The 16,803-nt window shown below is 69.3% G+C and carries 14 protein-coding genes; 6 read left to right on the plus strand and 8 right to left on the minus strand.

The features are described from left to right. Nucleotides 1-80: 80 nt before the first annotated feature. On the minus strand, nucleotides 81-263 hold the full coding sequence (locus tag ABVN73_RS14855) for a hypothetical protein (protein WP_145680969.1): 183 nt from the start codon (nucleotides 261-263) through the stop codon (nucleotides 81-83). 311 nt (nucleotides 264-574) lie between these two features. Between ABVN73_RS14855 and ABVN73_RS14860 the strand changes: the two genes are divergently transcribed. The 5 genes from ABVN73_RS14860 to ABVN73_RS14880 all read left to right on the plus strand — a co-directional run bounded on the left by ABVN73_RS14860 (nucleotide 575) and on the right by ABVN73_RS14880 (nucleotide 7,482). Then, nucleotides 575-1,060, plus strand: coding sequence for a MerR family DNA-binding transcriptional regulator (locus ABVN73_RS14860; RefSeq protein ID WP_353860423.1), 486 nt, complete (start codon nucleotides 575-577; stop codon nucleotides 1,058-1,060). Next, nucleotides 1,057-2,220 (plus strand): thiolase family protein, encoded by a 1,164-nt coding sequence (locus ABVN73_RS14865; protein ID WP_353860424.1) that lies wholly within the window; start codon nucleotides 1,057-1,059, stop codon nucleotides 2,218-2,220. The genes ABVN73_RS14860 and ABVN73_RS14865 overlap by 4 nt, the downstream gene beginning before the upstream one ends. 27 nt (nucleotides 2,221-2,247) lie before the next feature. After that, nucleotides 2,248-4,581: a 3-hydroxyacyl-CoA dehydrogenase NAD-binding domain-containing protein gene (locus ABVN73_RS14870; protein WP_353860425.1), complete on the plus strand. Its 2,334-nt coding sequence runs from the start codon at nucleotides 2,248-2,250 to the stop codon at nucleotides 4,579-4,581. A 17-nt stretch (nucleotides 4,582-4,598) separates the two neighbouring features. Then, on the plus strand, nucleotides 4,599-6,389 hold the full coding sequence (locus tag ABVN73_RS14875) for an acyl-CoA dehydrogenase C-terminal domain-containing protein (RefSeq protein ID WP_353860426.1): 1,791 nt from the start codon (nucleotides 4,599-4,601) through the stop codon (nucleotides 6,387-6,389). Between the two features lie 448 nt (nucleotides 6,390-6,837). Then, nucleotides 6,838-7,482: a response regulator transcription factor gene (locus ABVN73_RS14880; RefSeq protein WP_035678594.1), complete on the plus strand. Its 645-nt coding sequence runs from the start codon at nucleotides 6,838-6,840 to the stop codon at nucleotides 7,480-7,482. A 92-nt stretch (nucleotides 7,483-7,574) separates the two neighbouring features. Here ABVN73_RS14880 and ABVN73_RS14885 read toward each other — a convergent pair whose 3' ends face one another. The 7 genes from ABVN73_RS14885 to ABVN73_RS14915 all read right to left on the minus strand — a co-directional run bounded on the left by ABVN73_RS14885 (nucleotide 7,575) and on the right by ABVN73_RS14915 (nucleotide 15,550). Next, nucleotides 7,575-8,009 (minus strand): CBS domain-containing protein, encoded by a 435-nt coding sequence (locus ABVN73_RS14885; RefSeq protein WP_353860427.1) that lies wholly within the window; start codon nucleotides 8,007-8,009, stop codon nucleotides 7,575-7,577. Nucleotides 8,010-8,171: 162 nt separating this feature from the next. Continuing rightward, nucleotides 8,172-8,870, minus strand: a complete 699-nt coding sequence (locus tag ABVN73_RS14890; protein WP_109068882.1) for an OmpW family outer membrane protein — start codon at nucleotides 8,868-8,870, stop codon at nucleotides 8,172-8,174. A gap of 160 nt (nucleotides 8,871-9,030) precedes the next feature. Continuing rightward, a complete protein-coding gene (locus ABVN73_RS14895; RefSeq protein ID WP_353860428.1) occupies nucleotides 9,031-9,516 on the minus strand; it encodes a hypothetical protein in 486 nt (161 codons plus the stop codon). Nucleotides 9,517-9,530: 14 nt separating this feature from the next. Next, nucleotides 9,531-10,676 (minus strand): FAD-binding oxidoreductase, encoded by a 1,146-nt coding sequence (locus tag ABVN73_RS14900; RefSeq protein ID WP_353860429.1) that lies wholly within the window; start codon nucleotides 10,674-10,676, stop codon nucleotides 9,531-9,533. 114 nt (nucleotides 10,677-10,790) lie between these two features. Continuing rightward, nucleotides 10,791-14,252 carry an AAA family ATPase gene (locus ABVN73_RS14905; protein WP_353860430.1) on the minus strand — a complete coding sequence of 1,154 codons (3,462 nt, stop codon included), beginning with the start codon at nucleotides 14,250-14,252 and terminating at the stop codon, nucleotides 10,791-10,793. A 25-nt stretch (nucleotides 14,253-14,277) separates the two neighbouring features. Continuing rightward, complete coding sequence (locus ABVN73_RS14910; RefSeq protein ID WP_353860431.1) at nucleotides 14,278-14,961, minus strand: DsbA family protein; 684 nt, start codon at nucleotides 14,959-14,961, stop codon at nucleotides 14,278-14,280. A 109-nt stretch (nucleotides 14,962-15,070) separates the two neighbouring features. Then, the gene (locus ABVN73_RS14915) at nucleotides 15,071-15,550 is read right to left on the minus strand and encodes a DciA family protein (RefSeq protein ID WP_353860432.1); all 480 of its coding nucleotides are present in this window, start codon (nucleotides 15,548-15,550) and stop codon (nucleotides 15,071-15,073) included. Between the two features lie 156 nt (nucleotides 15,551-15,706). Here ABVN73_RS14915 and mutY point away from each other — a divergent pair, with 156 nt between their 5' ends. Next, nucleotides 15,707-16,789, plus strand: a complete 1,083-nt coding sequence (gene mutY / locus ABVN73_RS14920) for an A/G-specific adenine glycosylase (RefSeq protein ID WP_353860433.1) — start codon at nucleotides 15,707-15,709, stop codon at nucleotides 16,787-16,789. The last annotated feature ends 14 nt before the right edge of the window (nucleotides 16,790-16,803 follow it).

The raw sequence follows: 16,803 nt of genomic DNA on the forward strand, positions 1-16,803 counted from the left end.
CGAAAAGCCCCATCGTCCGCCGCGCGCGGGCGATGGGGCTTTTTCCATTTCCAAGATGGCCGTTCCAGTCCTGGCCGGTCTCAGGCGCTCGTCTTGTGCTCGTCGTCGCGCTGGCGGGTGACGAGCATCAAAATGGCCACCACGACCGCGAAGAAGGCGGTCAGCGCCACGTAGAACAGCAACGCGACTCCGACCGTCAGGGTGCCGATCAGCACCATGGCGAGTATCCAGACGCCCAGCGATACGATGGCGCGCGACGACATCGGCTGTCCCAACCCTGTTTGCCGTGACTCCGGTTTGTCCTGCCCTGTGACCGGCCGTTGCGCCCGGCCATGTCTGGCCCGGTTCCGCCGGCGGCTTAGTTCGTTGAGTGCCCCGAGCCTGCCATAGCTGGGTAGGCACACCGCCCGTGGCATGCTGTCACAGCGCGCCCGCGCCGCACCCTGGATGGCCATCGGGAGGACGCCCGAAGGGGACCGGCTGCCCGCTTGACAGCAAATGGCAAGCGCCTTACCTTTACGTAAACGTCAACCCGTGACGATCAAGGGCAATGACGATCAAGGGAAGGGTGGGAATGTCGCAACCCGCAAGGCTGATGGGGCTGGGCACGAGCGCCGACGCCGGGATGGATCCCGGTGCGGACGGTGCCGGACGCTCCTTCGCCATCGGTGAGCTGGCCGACGAATTCGGGCTGACCCACCGCACCATCCGCCATTACGAGGACGAAGGGCTGCTGGCGCCCCAGCGCGACGGCACCGCCCGGGTCTACAGCCACCGCGACCGCGCGCGCCTCGCGCTGATCTGCCGGGGCAAGCGGCTGGGCTTCAGCCTCGCCGAGATCAAGGAATTCCTCACCCTCTACGACGCGGACGAGATCCAGAAAGAGCAGATGCGCTTCATGCAGCGCATCGCCCGCCGCCGCATCGCCGACCTGGAACGGCAGCTTCAGGACGTCCAGCAGACGCTGGGCGAGCTGCGCATCATCGACACCCAGATCTCCGACCATTTCCGCAAGAACGGAATCACGGAGACGCAGACCACGGAGGACACGCAACCATGACCTCGGCGCCTTTGACCACGCCCGCCAACCCGGTCGTCATCGCCGGCTACGCCCGTTCCCCCTTCGCCTTCGCCAACAAGGGCGAGCTGGCGAAGGTCCGTCCCGACGACCTGCTGGCCCATGTCGCCGCCGCGCTGGTCGAGCGCACGGGCGTCAACCCGCAGGACATCGAGGATGTGGTCGTCGGCTGCGCCTTCCCCGAGGGCGAGCAGGGCATGAACATCGCCCGCACCGTGTCCTTCCTGGCGAAGCTGCCGCTGACCGCCGGGGCCACCACGATCAACCGCTATTGCGGTTCGTCCATGCAGGCCATCCATCAGGCGGCCGGCGCCATCCAGATGGGGGCGGGCGAGGTCTTCCTGTGCGGCGGCATCGAGTCGATGAGCCGCGTCCCGATGATGGGCTACAACCCGCTGCCCCACCCGGGCCTGAAGGACCATTATCCGGAAGCCTACTGCTCGATGGGCGTCACGGCGGAGAACGTCGCCCGCCGCTACGGGATCTCCCGCGCCGACCAGGAGGCGATGGCCGCCGAGTCCCACGCCAAGGCCGCCGCGGCCCAGCAGGCCGGGCGCCTCGCCGAGGAGATCGTCGCCATCCAGACCACCGCCGGCCTCGTGGAGCGCGACGGCTGCATCCGCCCCGGCACCAGCGGCGAGACGCTGAGCGGCCTGAAGCCGGCCTTCCTGGCCGACGGCTCGGTCACCGCCGGCACCTCCTCCCCGCTGACGGACGGCGCCTCGGCGGTTCTGGTGACGACCGAGGCCTACGCCAAGGCCAACGGCCTGCCGATCCTCGCCCGCATCCGCTCGGTCGCGGTGGCCGGCTGCGCGCCGGAGGTGATGGGCCTCGGCCCGGTCCCGGCGGCGCAGAAGGCGCTGGCGCGCGCCGGCTTGTCGATCCGGGACATCGACGTGATCGAGCTGAACGAGGCCTTCGCCGCCCAGGCCATCGCCTGCATGCGCGACCTCGACATCGATCCGGCCAAGGTGAACCTGGACGGCGGAGCCATCGCGCTCGGCCACCCGCTCGGCGCCACCGGCGCCCGCATCACCGGCAAGGCCGCGGCCCTGCTGAAGCGCGAGGGCAGGCAGTTCGCGCTCGCCACCCAGTGCATCGGCGGCGGCCAGGGCATCGCCACGGTTCTGGAAGCGGTCTGACGGCGGCGGCACAGGGAGGCATCAACCATGCAGATCAAACGCGCCGCCGTGATCGGCTCCGGCGTGATGGGCAGCGGCATCGCCGCCCATTTCGCGAACGCCGGCATCCCCGTCGTCCTGCTCGACATCCCCGCCAAGGAGGGTGACGACCGCAGTGCCATCGCCAAGGGGGCCATCCAGAGGCTTCTGAAGACCGACCCCGCGCCCTTCATGCACCCGAAGAACGCCAAGCTGGTGACTCCGGGCAATCTGGAGGATGACCTCGCCCTGCTGGCCGACGTGGATTGGATCGTCGAGGCCATCGTCGAGAATCCGGCGGTCAAGGCCGACCTCTACCGCCGCATCGACCCGGTGCGCAAGGAAGGCTCCGTGGTGTCGTCCAACACCTCGACCATCCCGCTGGGCGTGCTGGTGGAAGGGCAGTCGGACGCCTTCAAGCGCGACTTCCTGATCACCCACTTCTTCAACCCGCCGCGCTACATGCGGCTGCTGGAGATCGTCGGCGGCGAGGCCACCCGGCCCGACGCGCTGGCCGCCGTCGCCGACGTCTGCGACCGCGCGCTGGGCAAGGGCGTGGTGCGTTGCAAGGACACGCCGGGCTTCATCGCCAACCGCATCGGCGTCTACTGGATCCAGACGGCCATCAACGCCGCCGTCGACCTCGGCCTGACGGTTGAGGAGGCCGACGCCATCGCCGGCCGCCCCATGGGCATCCCGAAGACCGGCGTGTTCGGTCTGGTCGACCTCGTCGGCCTCGACCTGATGCCCCACATCGCGAAGAGCCTGCTGGCGACCCTGCCGGGGAACGACCCCTACCGCGCCGCCTTCCGCGAGCATCCGGTCATCACCAAAATGATCGCGGAGGGCTACACGGGCCGCAAGGGCAAGGGCGGCTTCTACCGCCTGAACCGCGACGGCGGGTCCAAGGTCAAGGAGGCCATCGACCTGTCCAGCGGCGCCTACCGCCGCTCGGACAAGCCGAAGCTGGAGAGCGTGTCCGCCGCGGGGCGCGATCTGCGGGCTCTGGCGGACTTCCCCGACAAGACCGGGCAATACGCCCGCCGGGTGCTGGCCCACACGCTGTCCTACGCGGCGTCGCTGGTGCCGGAGATCGCCGACAGCATCGTCGCGGTCGATGAGGGGATGCGGCTCGGCTACAACTGGAAGCAGGGACCGTTCGAGCTGATCGACCGGCTGGGCACCGCCTGGTTCGCCGACCTCTGCCGCAGCGAGGGCATCCCCGTCCCGCCGCTGGTCGAGCAGGCCGCCGGGCGGCCCTTCTACCGGGTGGAGGACGGCAAGCTCCAGCACCTGACCACCGCCGGCCTCTACGACACGGTGGTGCGTCCCGACGGCGTTCTGCTGCTGTCCGACATCAAGCGGGCGTCGAAGCCGGTGTGGAAGAACGGCTCGGCCAGCCTGTGGGACATCGGCGACGGCGTTCTGTGCGTCGAGTTCACCAGCAAGATGAACGCGCTGGACGGCGACATCATGGCCGCCTACGGCAAGGCGATGAAGCTGATCGGCGATGGAAAGGGTGACTGGAAGGCTCTGGTCATCCACAACGAGTCCGACAACTTCTCGGTCGGCGCCAATCTCGGCCTCGCCCTGTTCGCCCTGAACGTCGGGCTGTGGCCGCAGATCGAGGAGCTGGTGGAGGGCGGGCAGCGCGCCTACCGCGCCCTGAAATACGCCCCCTTCCCGGTGGTGTCGGCGCCCAGCGGCATGGCGCTCGGCGGCGGCTGCGAGATCCTGCTGCATTCCGACCATGTGCAGGCCCACGCCGAGACCTACATGGGGCTGGTCGAGGTCGGCGTCGGGCTGATCCCCGGCTGGGGCGGCTGCACGGAGATGCTGGCCCGTCACGCCGCCAACCCCCGCACGCCGAAGGGGCCGATGCCGCCGATCGCCGGGGCCTTCGAGACCATCAGCCTCGCCAAGGTCGCCAGGTCGGCGGCGGAGGCCAAGGACCTGCTGTACCTGCGCGCGAGCGACGGCATCACCATGAACCGCGACCGCCTGCTGGCCGACGCCAAGGCCAAGGCGCTGGAACTGGCCGCGAACTACACCCCGCCCGAGAAGGTCACCTACACGCTGCCCGGCCCCAACGGGCGTGCCGCGCTGGAGCTGTTCCTCGAAGGCTTCGCGCTGCAGGGCAAGGCGACGCCGCACGACATGGTCGTCTGCGGCAAGCTGGCCGGCATCCTGACCGGCGGCCCGAAGGCCGACGTCACCCAGCCGGTGACCGAGGACCAGATGCTGGCGCTGGAGCGCAAGGCCTTCATGGAGCTGGTGCGCACCGAAGGCACCATCGACCGGGTGGAGCACATGCTGACCACCGGCAAGCCGCTGCGGAACTGAGGGGGGAGGACTGAGCAATGCCGATCTACAAGGCTCCGCTGGAGGATGTCCGCTTCGTCCTCGACGAGATCGTCGGGGCGGGCAAGCTGGCCGAACTGCCGGGTTACGAGGACGCCACCCCCGACCTGATCGCCCAGGTCCTGGAGGAGGGCGCCAAGCTGTGCGAGGAGGTGCTGTTCCCGCTGAACCAGTCCGGCGACGGCGAGGGCTGCAGCTTCGAGAACGGCGTCGTGCGCACGCCCAAGGGCTTCAAGGAGGCCTACGGCACCTACATCGAGGCTGGCTGGCAGGGTCTGTCCTGCGACCCGGCCTATGGCGGGCAGGGGCTGCCCAAGCTGGTCAACACCATGCTGGAGGAGTTCATCTGCTCCGCCAACCTCAGCTTCGGCATGTATCCCGGCCTGTCGCTGGGCGCTTACAACGCGCTGGCCACCTACGGCTCCGAGGAGCTGAAGCAGCGCTTCCTCGGCCGTCTGGTCGACGGCACCTGGGCGGGCACCATGTGCCTGACCGAGCCGCATTGCGGCACCGACCTCGGGCTGATCCGCACCAAGGCGGTCCCGCAGGAGGACGGCAGCCACAGGATCACCGGCACGAAGATCTTCATCTCCGCCGGCGAGCATGACCTGACCGAGAACATCCTGCACCTCGTGCTGGCGCGCCTGCCCGACGCGCCGGCCGGAACGCGCGGCATCAGCCTGTTCCTGGTGCCGAAGTTCCTGCCCAACGAGGACGGCGGCGTCGGCCCGCGCAACGGCGTTGCCTGCGGCTCCATCGAGCACAAGATGGGCATCAAGGCGTCGGCGACCTGCGTCATGAACTTCGAGGACGCCACCGGCTGGCTGGTCGGCGAGCCGCACAAGGGCATGCGGGCGATGTTCGTGATGATGAACGCGGCCCGCCTCGCCGTCGGCATCCAGGGGCTGGGGGTCGCCGAGGTCAGCTACCAGAACGCGGTGGCCTACGCCAGGGAACGGCTCCAGGGCCGCTCGCTGAAGGGCACGGCGCACCCCGACAAGCCGGCCGACCCGATCATCGTCCATCCCGACGTGCGGCGGAACCTGCTGACCGCCCGCGCCTACACCGAGGGCGCCCGCGCGCTCGGCGCGCTGGTCGGCTACAAGCTGGACGTGGCGGAGAAGCACGCCGACGACAAGACGCGCAAGGAGGCGGACGAGTTCGTCCAGCTGATGACGCCGATCGTCAAGGCGCTGTTCACCGACATCGGATTCGAGTCGGCCAACATCGCCGTGCAGGTGCATGGCGGGCACGGCTTCATCTGGGAAACCGGCGTGGAGCAGTATGTCCGCGACGCCCGGATCTGCCAGATCTACGAAGGCACCAACGGCATCCAGGCGCTGGACCTCGTGGGGCGCAAGCTGCCGCAGGACATGGGCCGGCTGCTGCGCCGCTTCTTCCACCCGGTCGGCGCCGAGATCGAGGCCGACATGGAAAATGAGGAGCTGGGCGAGTTCGTCCTTCCGCTCGCCAAGGCCTTCGCCAAGCTGCAGCAGGCGACCGCCATCATCGCGCAGAAGGGACTGAAGGACCCGGAGGAGGCCGGGGCCGCAGCGACCGACTATCTGCGGCTGTTCGGTCTGGTGGCGCTCGGCTGGATGTGGCTGAGGATGGTCAAGGCCGCGCGGGCCAGATTGGCGGCGGGGGAGGGCAACGCGACCTTCCTCGAGGCCAAGATCAGGACCGCCCGCTTCTACACGGCGAAACTGCTTCCGCAGACCAACGCCCTGTTCATCACCATCATGGCCGGGTCCGGACCCCTCATGGAGATGGAGGAGACCGCCTTCTGAGGATCAGCCTTACGGGGTCTATGTCTTTGGGCCGGGATCGGTGTAAGCTGCATCGGTTCCGGCTTTTTCGCCTTCAGAGATGCGAAAGATAGAAAGTACGAAAAGGGCGGTCCTTTATCATGAGCAAGCCAGTGGCTTGATACATTCGTGCTCACTTTCGTCATGGGCGGCCGATGAGCGAAATGGATATTGCTGTAGCGCGGCAATGCCATTGCTCAGAGCCTTCAATGAGACAAAGGTTAAATTCGGGTTGTCCGACCCCACCGAATCGTGGTACATCTGATATGACATTACCCTGCATAAGGACTTTCTATTCCTTTTGGAATTGGGTCATATGATGCTTGAAAATGACCCGCATTTTTTCCGAAACTGAGGGTCGGAACACTGGCCTTGTGTCAGGGCTGTACGTTCGGATCATTGAAAGCACTGAGTACGGGGGCACCACCAGATGAAAATCCTGATCGGAGACGACCATGTGCTTTTCCGGGAGGGATTGCGCAGGCTGCTGGAGCAGCTGAAGGAGGGTGCCAGCTTTGAGGAAGCCAGCAACTTTGATGAGCTTCTGGAAAAGGCTGGCAAGGGCGAGACCTACGACCTCGTCCTGACCGATCTGCGCATGCCCGGTTGGCCCGGCTTCTCCGGCATCCAAGACCTGCGGGGAAAGCAGCCCGACTCCAAGGTCGTCGTTGTCTCGGCGTCCGAAGCGCATCACGACGTGCGTGACGCGCTGGAGCACGGCGCCGCAGGCTACATCCCGAAATCGTCCAGCGTGAAGATCATGCTGAGCGCGCTGGACCTCATCTTCTCGGGCGGCGTCTATGTGCCGCCGACCGTGCTGCGCGAATCTGGGGAAACCGAGGTGCGTGTCGGCGCCATCCCGCCCAGCGACCCGCAGCTCGACCACCTGCTGACCCAGCGTCAGCGCGAGGTTCTGGACCGCCTGCGCGAAGGCAAGTCCAACAAGCAGATCGCCCATGAGCTGGGCCTGTCCGAAGGCACGGTGAAGATTCACATGACGGCGATCTTCAAGTCGCTGGGCGTGCGCAACCGCACCCAGGCCGCCATGGCCTTCCCGCAGTCGCACTCCGCCTGAACGTCCTGTCCTGCCTTATGAGAACGCCCGCGGTAATCGCCGCGGGCGTTTTCGTTTTTGGGCCTTTTCGTCTTTGGGGTCGCGGGTGCCGCTCAGCCCATGCCGGCGACGTAGCCGCGCAGGGACTCGACCTCCAGTTCCGCGTCGTCCAGCCGCGCCTTGACGATGTCGCCGATGCTGACCAGCCCGACGAGTTCGCCGTCCTCCAGAATCGGCAGATGGCGGATGCGGCGCTCCGTCATGACGCCCATGATCTGCGACACCGTGTCGGCCGGGCTTCCGGTGACGAGGTCGCGGGTCATCAAATCGCCGACCGGCCGCTCCAGGGCGGCGGCGCCATCCGCAGCCACGGCGCGGACGATGTCGCGTTCCGACAGGATTCCGGCGGGGCGGCCATCCTCCCGCATCACCAGGACGGCGCCGATTTTGTGGTGGGCGAGCTGGCGGGCGACCGCGTCGATCCGGTCGTCCGGATTGGCGGTGATGATTCCCGTGCCCTTCCTTTTCAAGACGGCGGCAATGTGCATGGTTGTGCTTCCTCCCGCGCGGATTCACGAAAGGGAATGCTCACCCACTGTCGCTTCTCTAGGAAGTCGCAAAAAGGAACAGGCCGGATACCCCTTTCGGAGTAGCCGGCCTGAAACACCCGGTCTCGCAGGGCCTCCCGTGGGGGGGCCCGGAAGTGCCGATTAGAAGCGGTAGCCGATGCCCAGGCCGACCAGCCACGGGTCGATCTTGACGTCCGAACGGACGGTGGTGCCCAGGTTGGTCTGCGCCGTGACGTCGGTCTTCAGGAAGATCTTCTTCACGTCGAGGTTCAGCGACCAGTTGCCGGTCAGGGCGACGTCCACACCGGCCTGCAGCGCCCAGCCGAAGCGGTTCTCATAGTCGGTGTCGACGATGCGCAGGCCGATGCCGTTCGCCTTGTTGGCGGCGTCCTCGCGGTAGAACAGGGTGTAGTTCACGCCGGCGCCGACATACGGGCTGACGCGCTCCTTCGGGAAGAAGTGGTACTGCGCCGTCAGGGTCGGCGGCAGCAGCGACACCTTGCCCACGTCCACGGAGCCGCCGAGGCCCGGCAGGATCGAGCCCTTCACGGTGTGGCGGCTGGTGCCGGCGATCAGCTCCAGGGCGATGTTGTCCGTGACGAAGTAGGAGAAGTCGAGTTCCGGGATGTAGTCGTTGTTGATCCGCGGCTCGCCGATGTTGGTGGCGCCCTGGTGGATCAGGTCGCCCGACTCCTGCGGGATCACGGCCAGGGCGCGCGCGCGCACCAGGATGTCACCGGCGGACTTGCCCTTGAAATCCTGGGCCAGCGACGGGGAGGAAACGGCGGCAAGAGCCGTGGTCGCCAGCAGGGCGGCGGCGGCGCGCTTCAGGAAAGTCATGGGATTGGCTCCAGGGCAGAATTAGCTGATGTCGTTTTTTTGGCTTAATGCCTGGAGATGTATTACCAGAGTTTTTGTGGGGTTGCTACGCCGCCTCAACCAAAACGTCATAGTGAGGCGGCTTTGCAACAGCGACGAGTTGTCGCATAGACTGAAACTCTTACCGCGCTGGGACCGGGGAGGGTTGTGGGGACTGTGAAGGGACTTGCGCCAGGCAGTTCTGTACGATCGCGTAGCATTGACCGAGTCGGCTGCCGCCGCTGGACGACCCGCCATAGACGATGCGCTCGACCACGCCGTTGTGCAGGGTGAAGGTCGCCTCGCAATCGACGCTGGTCACGTCCGAGCCGTAGCCGCCCCAGCCGCCGTAGGGATAGCCCCAATAGCCGCCGTACCCGCCCCAAGCCGGATAGGAGATCAGACGGTTGCTGCGATAGGTGAAGAACTCGCGGTCCCCTGCGGCGGCCTGCCGTTCCGGAACCCCGGCGCAGGACAGCAGCGTCTGCTTCGGCATGCCGACCAGCGCGTTCTGCGCGACCATCGCCTGGTCGGCGGCCGGGTTGGCGCAGCCGGCCAGAACACCGCCGACCAGAACGCCGCCGGCCAGAAGAACCGCACCGAAACCAATCCTCGTCGTTCCGCCCATCGCCGTGCCTCCCGTCAGGGGCGCCGCAGCCGGGCCGGCGCCAGATCCTCCACCCGCACGCCGAGCGCCGCAACCTCTGGCGGCAGGCCGCCGCCGGTCGCCAGCGCCGCGGCGGTGCGGCCCATCGCCGGCGCCGTCTGGATTCCGTAGCCGCCTTGGCCGGCCAGCCAGAAGAAGCCGTCCATGGACCCGTCGTAACCCACCACCATCACCTTGTCGGCGACGAAGCTGCGCAGGCCCGCCCATTTGTGCGTGATACGTCGAACGGAGAAGCGCACCGCCTGTTCCATGCGGTCGATGGCGACGGCGATGTCCATCTCCTCCGGTTGCACGTCGCAGGGCTCGACCGGCGTCTCGTCGGCGGGGGAGAGCAGCAGCCGGCCCGATTCCGGCTTCATGTAGAACTGCTCGTCCACATCGATGGTCATGGGCCAGCCGGCGAGCCCCGCCGCGTCGGCCGGATCGGTGAACACCGGATCGAAGGTGATGGCGGTGCGCCGTTTCGGCACCAGCCCGACGGGGCGCACGCCGGCCATGCCCGCCAGACCGTCGGCCCAGGCGCCCGCCGCGTTGACCAGGACCGGCGCGGCGAACGCGCCCGCCGGGGTGGTGGCGATCCACAGCCCGTCGCGACGCTCCAGCGCGGTCACCCCGGCGTCGGTGACCAGCCGGCCGCCGCGCGCCTTCAGCCCGCGCAGGTAGCCGCCGTGGATGGCGTGGACGTCCATGTCCATGGCCTCCGGCTCCCACACCGCGCCGTCCACGTAGTCGGGGTTCAGGAAGGGCGCGCGGGCGAGCGTCTGGGCGCGGTCGAGGCGTTCGACGGTCGGGGTCAGCCGCCGCCCCTCGGCGAAGTCGCGGTCGAGCGCAGCGGTCTGGTCGGCGCGCCCGATCAACAGGACGCCGCGCGGGGTCAGAAGCGGGTGCTCCGAAAAGCCCTCCGGCGGGTTGGTGTAGAAATCCCAGCTCGCCACCGTCAGCGCGCGGACGACCGGATGCCCGTAGGTCTGGGTGTAGAGCGCCGCCGAACGGCCGGTGGAGTGGTAGCCGGGCTGGCTCTCGCGCTCCAGCACGATGACGCTGCCGTGCGCCGCCAGCTCATAGGCCGCCGAGGCGCCGGCCATGCCGCCGCCGACGATCAGGAAATCCACCCGTTCCACGTCCATTCTCCCTTGTCGGTGCCTGTGCCGGCCCGATTGTCCGACGCGCATCTTAGGCGTTGGGAAAAGCCGAATGAAGTCGTGAAAGCGGCATGGCTGGCGCAACGGAGCCCGTCAGGCCGCCCCGCGCAACTCCTCGGCCTTCTGCAGGTCCACGCTGACCAGCTGCGACACGCCGCGCTCGACCATGGTCACGCCGAACAGCCGGTCCACGCGCGCCATGGTCAGACGGTGGTGGGTGATGATGAGGAAGCGGGTGTTGCCCTCCCGCGCGATGTCCTCAACCAGGTCACAGAAGCGGCCGACATTGGCCTCGTCGAGCGGCGCGTCCACCTCGTCCAGCACGCAGATCGGCGCGGGGTTGGAGCGGAAGACGGCGAACAGAAGCGACAGCGCGGTCAGGGCCTGCTCGCCGCCGGACAGCAGCGACAGCACCTGAAGCTTCTTGCCGGGCGGGCTGGCGTAGATCTCCAGCCCGGCCTGCAGCGGGTCCTCGGCGTTGACCAGCTCCAGATGCGCCTTGCCGCCGCCGAACAGCCGGGTGAACAGCTCCTGGAAGTTGCGGTTCACCGTGTCGAAGGACGCCACCAGACGCTCCCGCGCCTCGCGGTTCAGGCTGGCGATGCCCTGGCGCAGGCGGGCGATGGCGCTGACCAGATCCTCGCGCTCGGTCTGCAGCGTGCCGATCTGCGTCTCCAGCTCCGCCGCCTCGATCTCGGCGCGCAGGTTGACCGGCCCCATGTTCTCCCGTTCGCGGGTCAGCTTGTCGAGGCGGGATTCCACGACCGCCACGTCGGGCATCGGCTCGTCGGGAGGCAGATCGGCGGTGGCGCGGGTCTGCTCGGGGCGGCAGTTCAGCCGCTCGGCGATGCGCTCTGTCAGGGTCTGGCCGTTCTGCAGCGCGGTGGAGACGGCGGCCTCGGCGTGGGCGCGGGCCTCGCGGGCGTCGGCCAGCCCGGATTCGGCCTGCTTCAGAAGCTTCTCGGTCTCGGCCAGCCGGTTCTCGGCTTCGGCCAGGGCATCGGCGGCGCGCTTGCGGGCGCGCTCGGCCTCGCTGATCCGGCCGAGCAGGGCCTGCCGGTCGGCCTCTATCGCCGCCGGGCGGCTTTGCAGCTGGGCGAGGTCGGTCTCGGCGGCGGCGGCGCGCTCCTTCAGTTCGGCCACGCGCCCGCCCGCCCCGGCGGAGCGGGTGCCCCAGGAGGCGACGTCCTGCTGGATGGCGGCCAAGCGCTGGCGGCGGGACTGCGCCTCGCGGGTCAGGCGGTCCAGCGCGTTCTGTTTCTCGGCGAGGACGGCGCGGTGCTCGGCCAGGGTGGCGCGGCGGTCGTTGACGGCGTCGCGGCCTTCGCGCGGGTCGGGCAGGGCGTCCAGCAACTCCCGCGCCTCCTCCAGGGCGGCCTCGGCCTCCTGCCGGTCGGTGTCCAGCCGCGCGATGCCATCGACCAGCGCCGCCAGCTTCGAGGCGGCGGCGTCGGCCTCGCGGGCCAGCTTGGCGTGGCGGTCGCGGGCGGCGGTCACCCCGGCGAAGGCCTCGCGCACCGCGTCGCGGGCGCGGCGGTCGGCCTGGGCGGCCTCCTCGACGGCGCGCTTCGCCTCCTCCAGGGCGTCGCGGGCGACCTCCAGCCGCTCGTCGGCGAGGTCCAGCTCGCTGCGCAGCTCGTTCAGGCGGTTGCGCTGCTTCAGGCGGACGGCGGCGGCGGTCGGCGCGCCGGCCTGCACGGTCAGCCCGTCCCAGCGCCACGCCCCGCCGTCGCGGCTGACCAGGGTCTGGCCGGGCGCGAGACCAGCGGCCAGGGCGGCACCCGCCGCGTCGTCGGCGACCACGCCAATGTGCGACAGGGCGCGGGCGGCGGCCTGCGGTCCCTGGACGCGGTCGGCCAGCGGCTCGGCCCCGGCGGGCAGGGGGGCGGCGTCGGTGTAGGGCGGCAGGGGACGCCAGTGGACCGGGGCGGCCTCGTCCAGCGGGGCGGTCAGCGCGTCGCCCAGCGCCGCCGCCAGGGCGCCCTCGTAGCCGGGGGCGACGGTCACCGCGTCGACCAGGGGCGGAAACAGGTCGCCCGCCCCGGCGGACAACAGCTCGGCCAGCGCCTTCTCTTCCGCCTTCAGCTTGGCGCGGGCGGATTCGGCGGTTTGCAGAGCCTCGCGGGCACGGGCCTGGGCGGGTTCGGTGTCGGTCTTGGCGCGCTCGGCGCGTTCGGCGGCCTCGCGGGCGTCCTCCAGCCGCTGTTCGGCCAGCTCGACGGCCAGTTCGGACTCGGCCACGTCGGCGCGGGCGGCGCTCTCGCGCTCCAGCGCGTCGCGCTGGGCCTGCTGCTCGGCGAGGCGCCTGGCGAGCCCGGAGGCCCGCGTTTCGAAATCAGCGACCTGACGCTGGGTGGCGGCGCGGCGGGCCTCGTCGGCGGCGGTCTGCTCGGTCAGGCGGGTCAGCTCGCGGTCGAGCGCCTCCACTGCCTCCCGAGCGTCGGCCAGCGCCTCGCGCGCAGCCTCCTCCAGCATCTCCTCATCGGCCTGGGCTTCCAGCAGGCGGTCGCGCTCGGCCTCCAGCCGGGCCAGGGCGTCCCCGGCGTCGGCGGCCAGAGCCTCCTCGCGGCCGAGGTCGCCGGCGATCTGCTGCAGGCGGGAGAGCAGGGCGCGCTGCTGTTCAGCCACCCGCTTCTCCTCGGCGTCGAGCTGTTCCTTGGCGATGACCAACCGTTGCAGGCCGGCAGCCGCAGCCGCTTCCGCCTGACGCTTTTCCGGCAACCCGGCGGCGTCATCGGTGCGGCGGGTGGTCAACTGGGTGACCGCCAGCATCAGCTCCCGCACCGCGCCCTCGGCCTTGGCGAAGGCGCCGCGGGCGCGCGCCAGCTCGCCTTCATGGGCGATCCAGCGCAGGTGCCAGAGCACCGCCTCCGCCTTGCGGATCTGTTCGGAGAGGTTGCGGTAGCGGGCGGCCTGCCGGGCCTGCTTCTTCAGGCTCTGAAGCTGGGTGTCCATGGCCCCGATCACGTCGTCGAGGCGCATGAGGTTGGCTTCGGCCGCCTTCAGCCGCAGCTCCGCCTCGTGCCGGCGGGAGTGCAGGCCGGTGATGCCAGCCGCCTCCTCCAGCAGCATGCGGCGGTCCTGCGGCTTGGCGTTGATGATCTGGCCGACCTTGCCTTGGCTGACCAGCGCCGGGGAGGCGGCGCCCGAGGCGTTGTCGGCGAAGAGGAGCTGGACGTCGCGGGCGCGGACCAGCTTTCCGTTGATGCGGTAGTCGGAGCCGTTGCCGCGCTCGATCCGCCGCGTCACCTCCAGCTCGTCGTGCTCGTTGAAGCCGGCGGGGGCGGTGCGCGAGCGGTTGTCGATGAGGAGGGCGACCTCGCCCAGGTTGCGCGCCGGACGATTGGCCGTGCCGCCGAAGATGACGTCGTCCATATCGTCGCCGCGCATCCGCTTGGCGGAGGTTTCCCCCATCACCCAGCGCAGCGCCTCCACCAGGTTCGACTTGCCGCAGCCGTTGGGGCCGACGATGCCGGTCATGCCCGGCTCGATCACCAGATCGGTGGCGTCGACGAACGACTTGAAGCCGGACAGGCGGAGGCGCGTGAAGTGCACGGGATCGAAGCCTTCTGCCCGGTCCTTACTTCACCAGCTTGTCGATGGCGGCGGCGAAGGTCTCGAAGGACTGCGCGCCGCTGATGGTGGCCGCGCCCTCGTTCAGGACGAAGGTCGGGGTGGCCTCCACCTTGTACTTGTCCTGGCCGACCAGACGGCTCTGCAGAATGCCGTCGGCCAGCGCCTGGTTGGCCATGCAGGCGTTGATCACCTGCTCGCTCATGCCGGCGAGCTTGCCGTACTGGGCCAGCGCCTTGACCGGGTCGGCGGCGCGGCTCCACTGGCCCTGGCTCTTGAACAGCACGTCGAGCAGCGGGTAGTAGCGCTCCGCCGGGGCGCAGCGGGCCAGCATGGAGGCGCGCAGCGCCGCCTGATCGAACGGGAAGTCGCGGAAGATCAGCTTCGCCTTGCCGGTGTCGATGTAGGCTTCCTTGATCTTCGGCAGCGTCTCGGTGTGGAAGGCGGCGCAATGCGGGCAGGTCATCGACGAATAGTCGAGGATCGTCACCGGCGCGTTGGGGTTGCCGAGCACGCGGTCCGCCAGCAGGTCGGCGGTCGAAGCGGCGGGAGCTTGCGCCATTTGCACGGGCGCCGTCTGCACCGGCAGAGTCTGCCCGTTCGACGGCCGGGAGCCGGCAACGGCGAGCCCGATGATCAGCGTCATGCCGACCGCGATCAGAGCAACGATGCCCAAAAGGTTGCGGTTCACTTTGGCCTCATCCCTACCAGATGTTGATGGTATAATCGAAACTCCCCTTTTGCGGCAAGAGTATGGCCCAGCCCGCGCCGGTCCCCGCCGCAAGGGGGTCGCGTTATGGTCAGCGGCGGCGCGGCGCCGGGCGCGGGCGGGCCAGCAGCGACCGCCCGAAACGCTCCAGCGTGGCCCGCAACTCCTCGTCCTCCACGGTGGCGGTGGTGGTCATCACCGACAGTTCCTCGTCCATGGTCAGGTCGCGCGGGCGCACCGCCGGCTTCTGGATGGTCAGTGGGGCGGCGTGGATCAGCTTGATCTTCGCCACCGCGCGGTAGCCGAAGAAGCCGTTGATCCGCTCGATGATCTGCGGCTCCAGATGCTGAAGTTCCAGCGCGATGGCGCCCATGGCGCGGATGTGCAGGACGGCGTCCTCGCGCTTGCCGCGCGGGAAGCTCAGCTTGTCGGGGGCGGTGCGCAGGCTCAGCTGGTGGCCGACGATGGACGGCCAGTCGTTGATGAGCGAGCCGAAGGCCAGCCCGCGCTTGCCCAGCGCCTTGCCGGCCACCTCGGGGACGGTCTGGCCGATTCGCCGCGGTCCGTTCATGTCAAGGCTTCCTGGTGGGGGCTTCCTGGTGATGGTCCGCGCACCCTAGCGCAAGCGGGCGGGGCTCCGCCAGCGCCCCCGCGGGTGTCCCTTTATCGGCGGCCCTTTATCGGTGGCCCTTTATCGGCATCTGGGTTCGCCCTATGTCTTGCCGCCATGACGACGCCTCCCCACACCGCCTCCAGGCACGCCCCCAGGGACGCCGCCCCACGGCTGCTCTCCTGGTACGATCACAACCGCCGTGACCTGCCCTGGCGCGCCAAGCCGGGGGAGGTCGCCGACCCCTACCGGGTCTGGCTGTCGGAGATCATGCTGCAGCAGACCACGGTGCCCGCCGCGGCGCCCTACTTCCGCGCCTTCACCGAGCGCTGGCCGACGGTGCGCGACCTCGCGGCGGCGCCGCTGGACGAGGTGCTGGTGGCCTGGGCCGGGCTCGGCTACTACGCGCGGGCGCGCAACCTGCACAAATGCGCGCAGGTGGTGGCGGTGGAGCGGGCGGGGCGCTTCCCCGACAAGGAGGCGGCCCTGCTGGAGTTGCCGGGCATCGGCGCCTACACCGCGGCGGCGATCACCGCCATTGCCTTCGGGCACAAGGCGACGGTGGTGGACGGCAACGTGGAGCGTGTGGTTTCCCGGGTCTTCGCGGTGGAGGAACCGCTGCCCGGCGCGAAGCCCAAGCTGCGCGCGCTGGCCGCCCTCCTGACGCCGGACGAGCGGCCCGGCGACTACGCCCAGGCCATGATGGATCTCGGCGCCACGGTGTGCACGCCGCGCAAGCCCAAATGCATGCTCTGCCCCTGGTCGGACTGGTGCGCCGCCCGCGCCGCCGGCATCCAGGAGCAACTTCCCCGCAAGGCCGCCAAGGCGGACAAGCCGACCCGGCGCGGCGTCGCCTTCTGGCTGCTGAACCCGGAGGGGGCCGTGCTGCTGCGCCGCCGGGCGGAGGAGGGGCTGCTGGGCGGCATGACCGAGGTGCCCTCCACCCCCTGGGCCGGCCACGCGCCGACCGATGCGGACATCGCGGCGGCGGCGCCGCTGGATCGGCCCTGGCGCCGCCTGCCGGGCGTGGTCCGCCATACTTTCAGCCATTTTCACCTCGACCTTGAGGTCGTCGCGGCCCAGGCCGGCGACGGATGGCGGATGGCCGAAGGGCTGTGGGTTCCGGTGGACCGGCTGGGCGGGCAGGCCCTTCCCTCCGTCATGATGAAGGTGGTGCGTCACGCCCTGGCTCACGCTTAAGCGGGTCGCACGCG

It is taken from the genome of Azospirillum formosense (assembly GCF_040500525.1).
Classification (GTDB): Bacteria; Pseudomonadota; Alphaproteobacteria; order Azospirillales; family Azospirillaceae; genus Azospirillum; species Azospirillum formosense_A.

Bases quoted from the DNA above. Each gene is read 5' to 3' on its own strand.
- ABVN73_RS14880 (WP_035678594.1), top strand. From the start codon at position 6,838: ATGAAAATCCTGATCGGAGACGACCATGTGCTTTTCCGGGAGGGATTG.
- ABVN73_RS14890 (WP_109068882.1), bottom strand. From the start codon at position 8,870: ATGACTTTCCTGAAGCGCGCCGCCGCCGCCCTGCTGGCGACCACGGCT.
- ABVN73_RS14865 (WP_353860424.1), top strand. From the start codon at position 1,057: ATGACCTCGGCGCCTTTGACCACGCCCGCCAACCCGGTCGTCATCGCC.
- ABVN73_RS14885 (WP_353860427.1), bottom strand. From the start codon at position 8,009: ATGCACATTGCCGCCGTCTTGAAAAGGAAGGGCACGGGAATCATCACC.
- ABVN73_RS14915 (WP_353860432.1), bottom strand. From the start codon at position 15,550: ATGAACGGACCGCGGCGAATCGGCCAGACCGTCCCCGAGGTGGCCGGC.
- ABVN73_RS14895 (WP_353860428.1), bottom strand. From the start codon at position 9,516: ATGGGCGGAACGACGAGGATTGGTTTCGGTGCGGTTCTTCTGGCCGGC.
- ABVN73_RS14875 (WP_353860426.1), top strand. From the start codon at position 4,599: ATGCCGATCTACAAGGCTCCGCTGGAGGATGTCCGCTTCGTCCTCGAC.
- ABVN73_RS14860 (WP_353860423.1), top strand. From the start codon at position 575: ATGTCGCAACCCGCAAGGCTGATGGGGCTGGGCACGAGCGCCGACGCC.
- ABVN73_RS14855 (WP_145680969.1), bottom strand. From the start codon at position 263: ATGTCGTCGCGCGCCATCGTATCGCTGGGCGTCTGGATACTCGCCATG.
- ABVN73_RS14870 (WP_353860425.1), top strand. From the start codon at position 2,248: ATGCAGATCAAACGCGCCGCCGTGATCGGCTCCGGCGTGATGGGCAGC.
- mutY (WP_353860433.1), top strand. From the start codon at position 15,707: ATGACGACGCCTCCCCACACCGCCTCCAGGCACGCCCCCAGGGACGCC.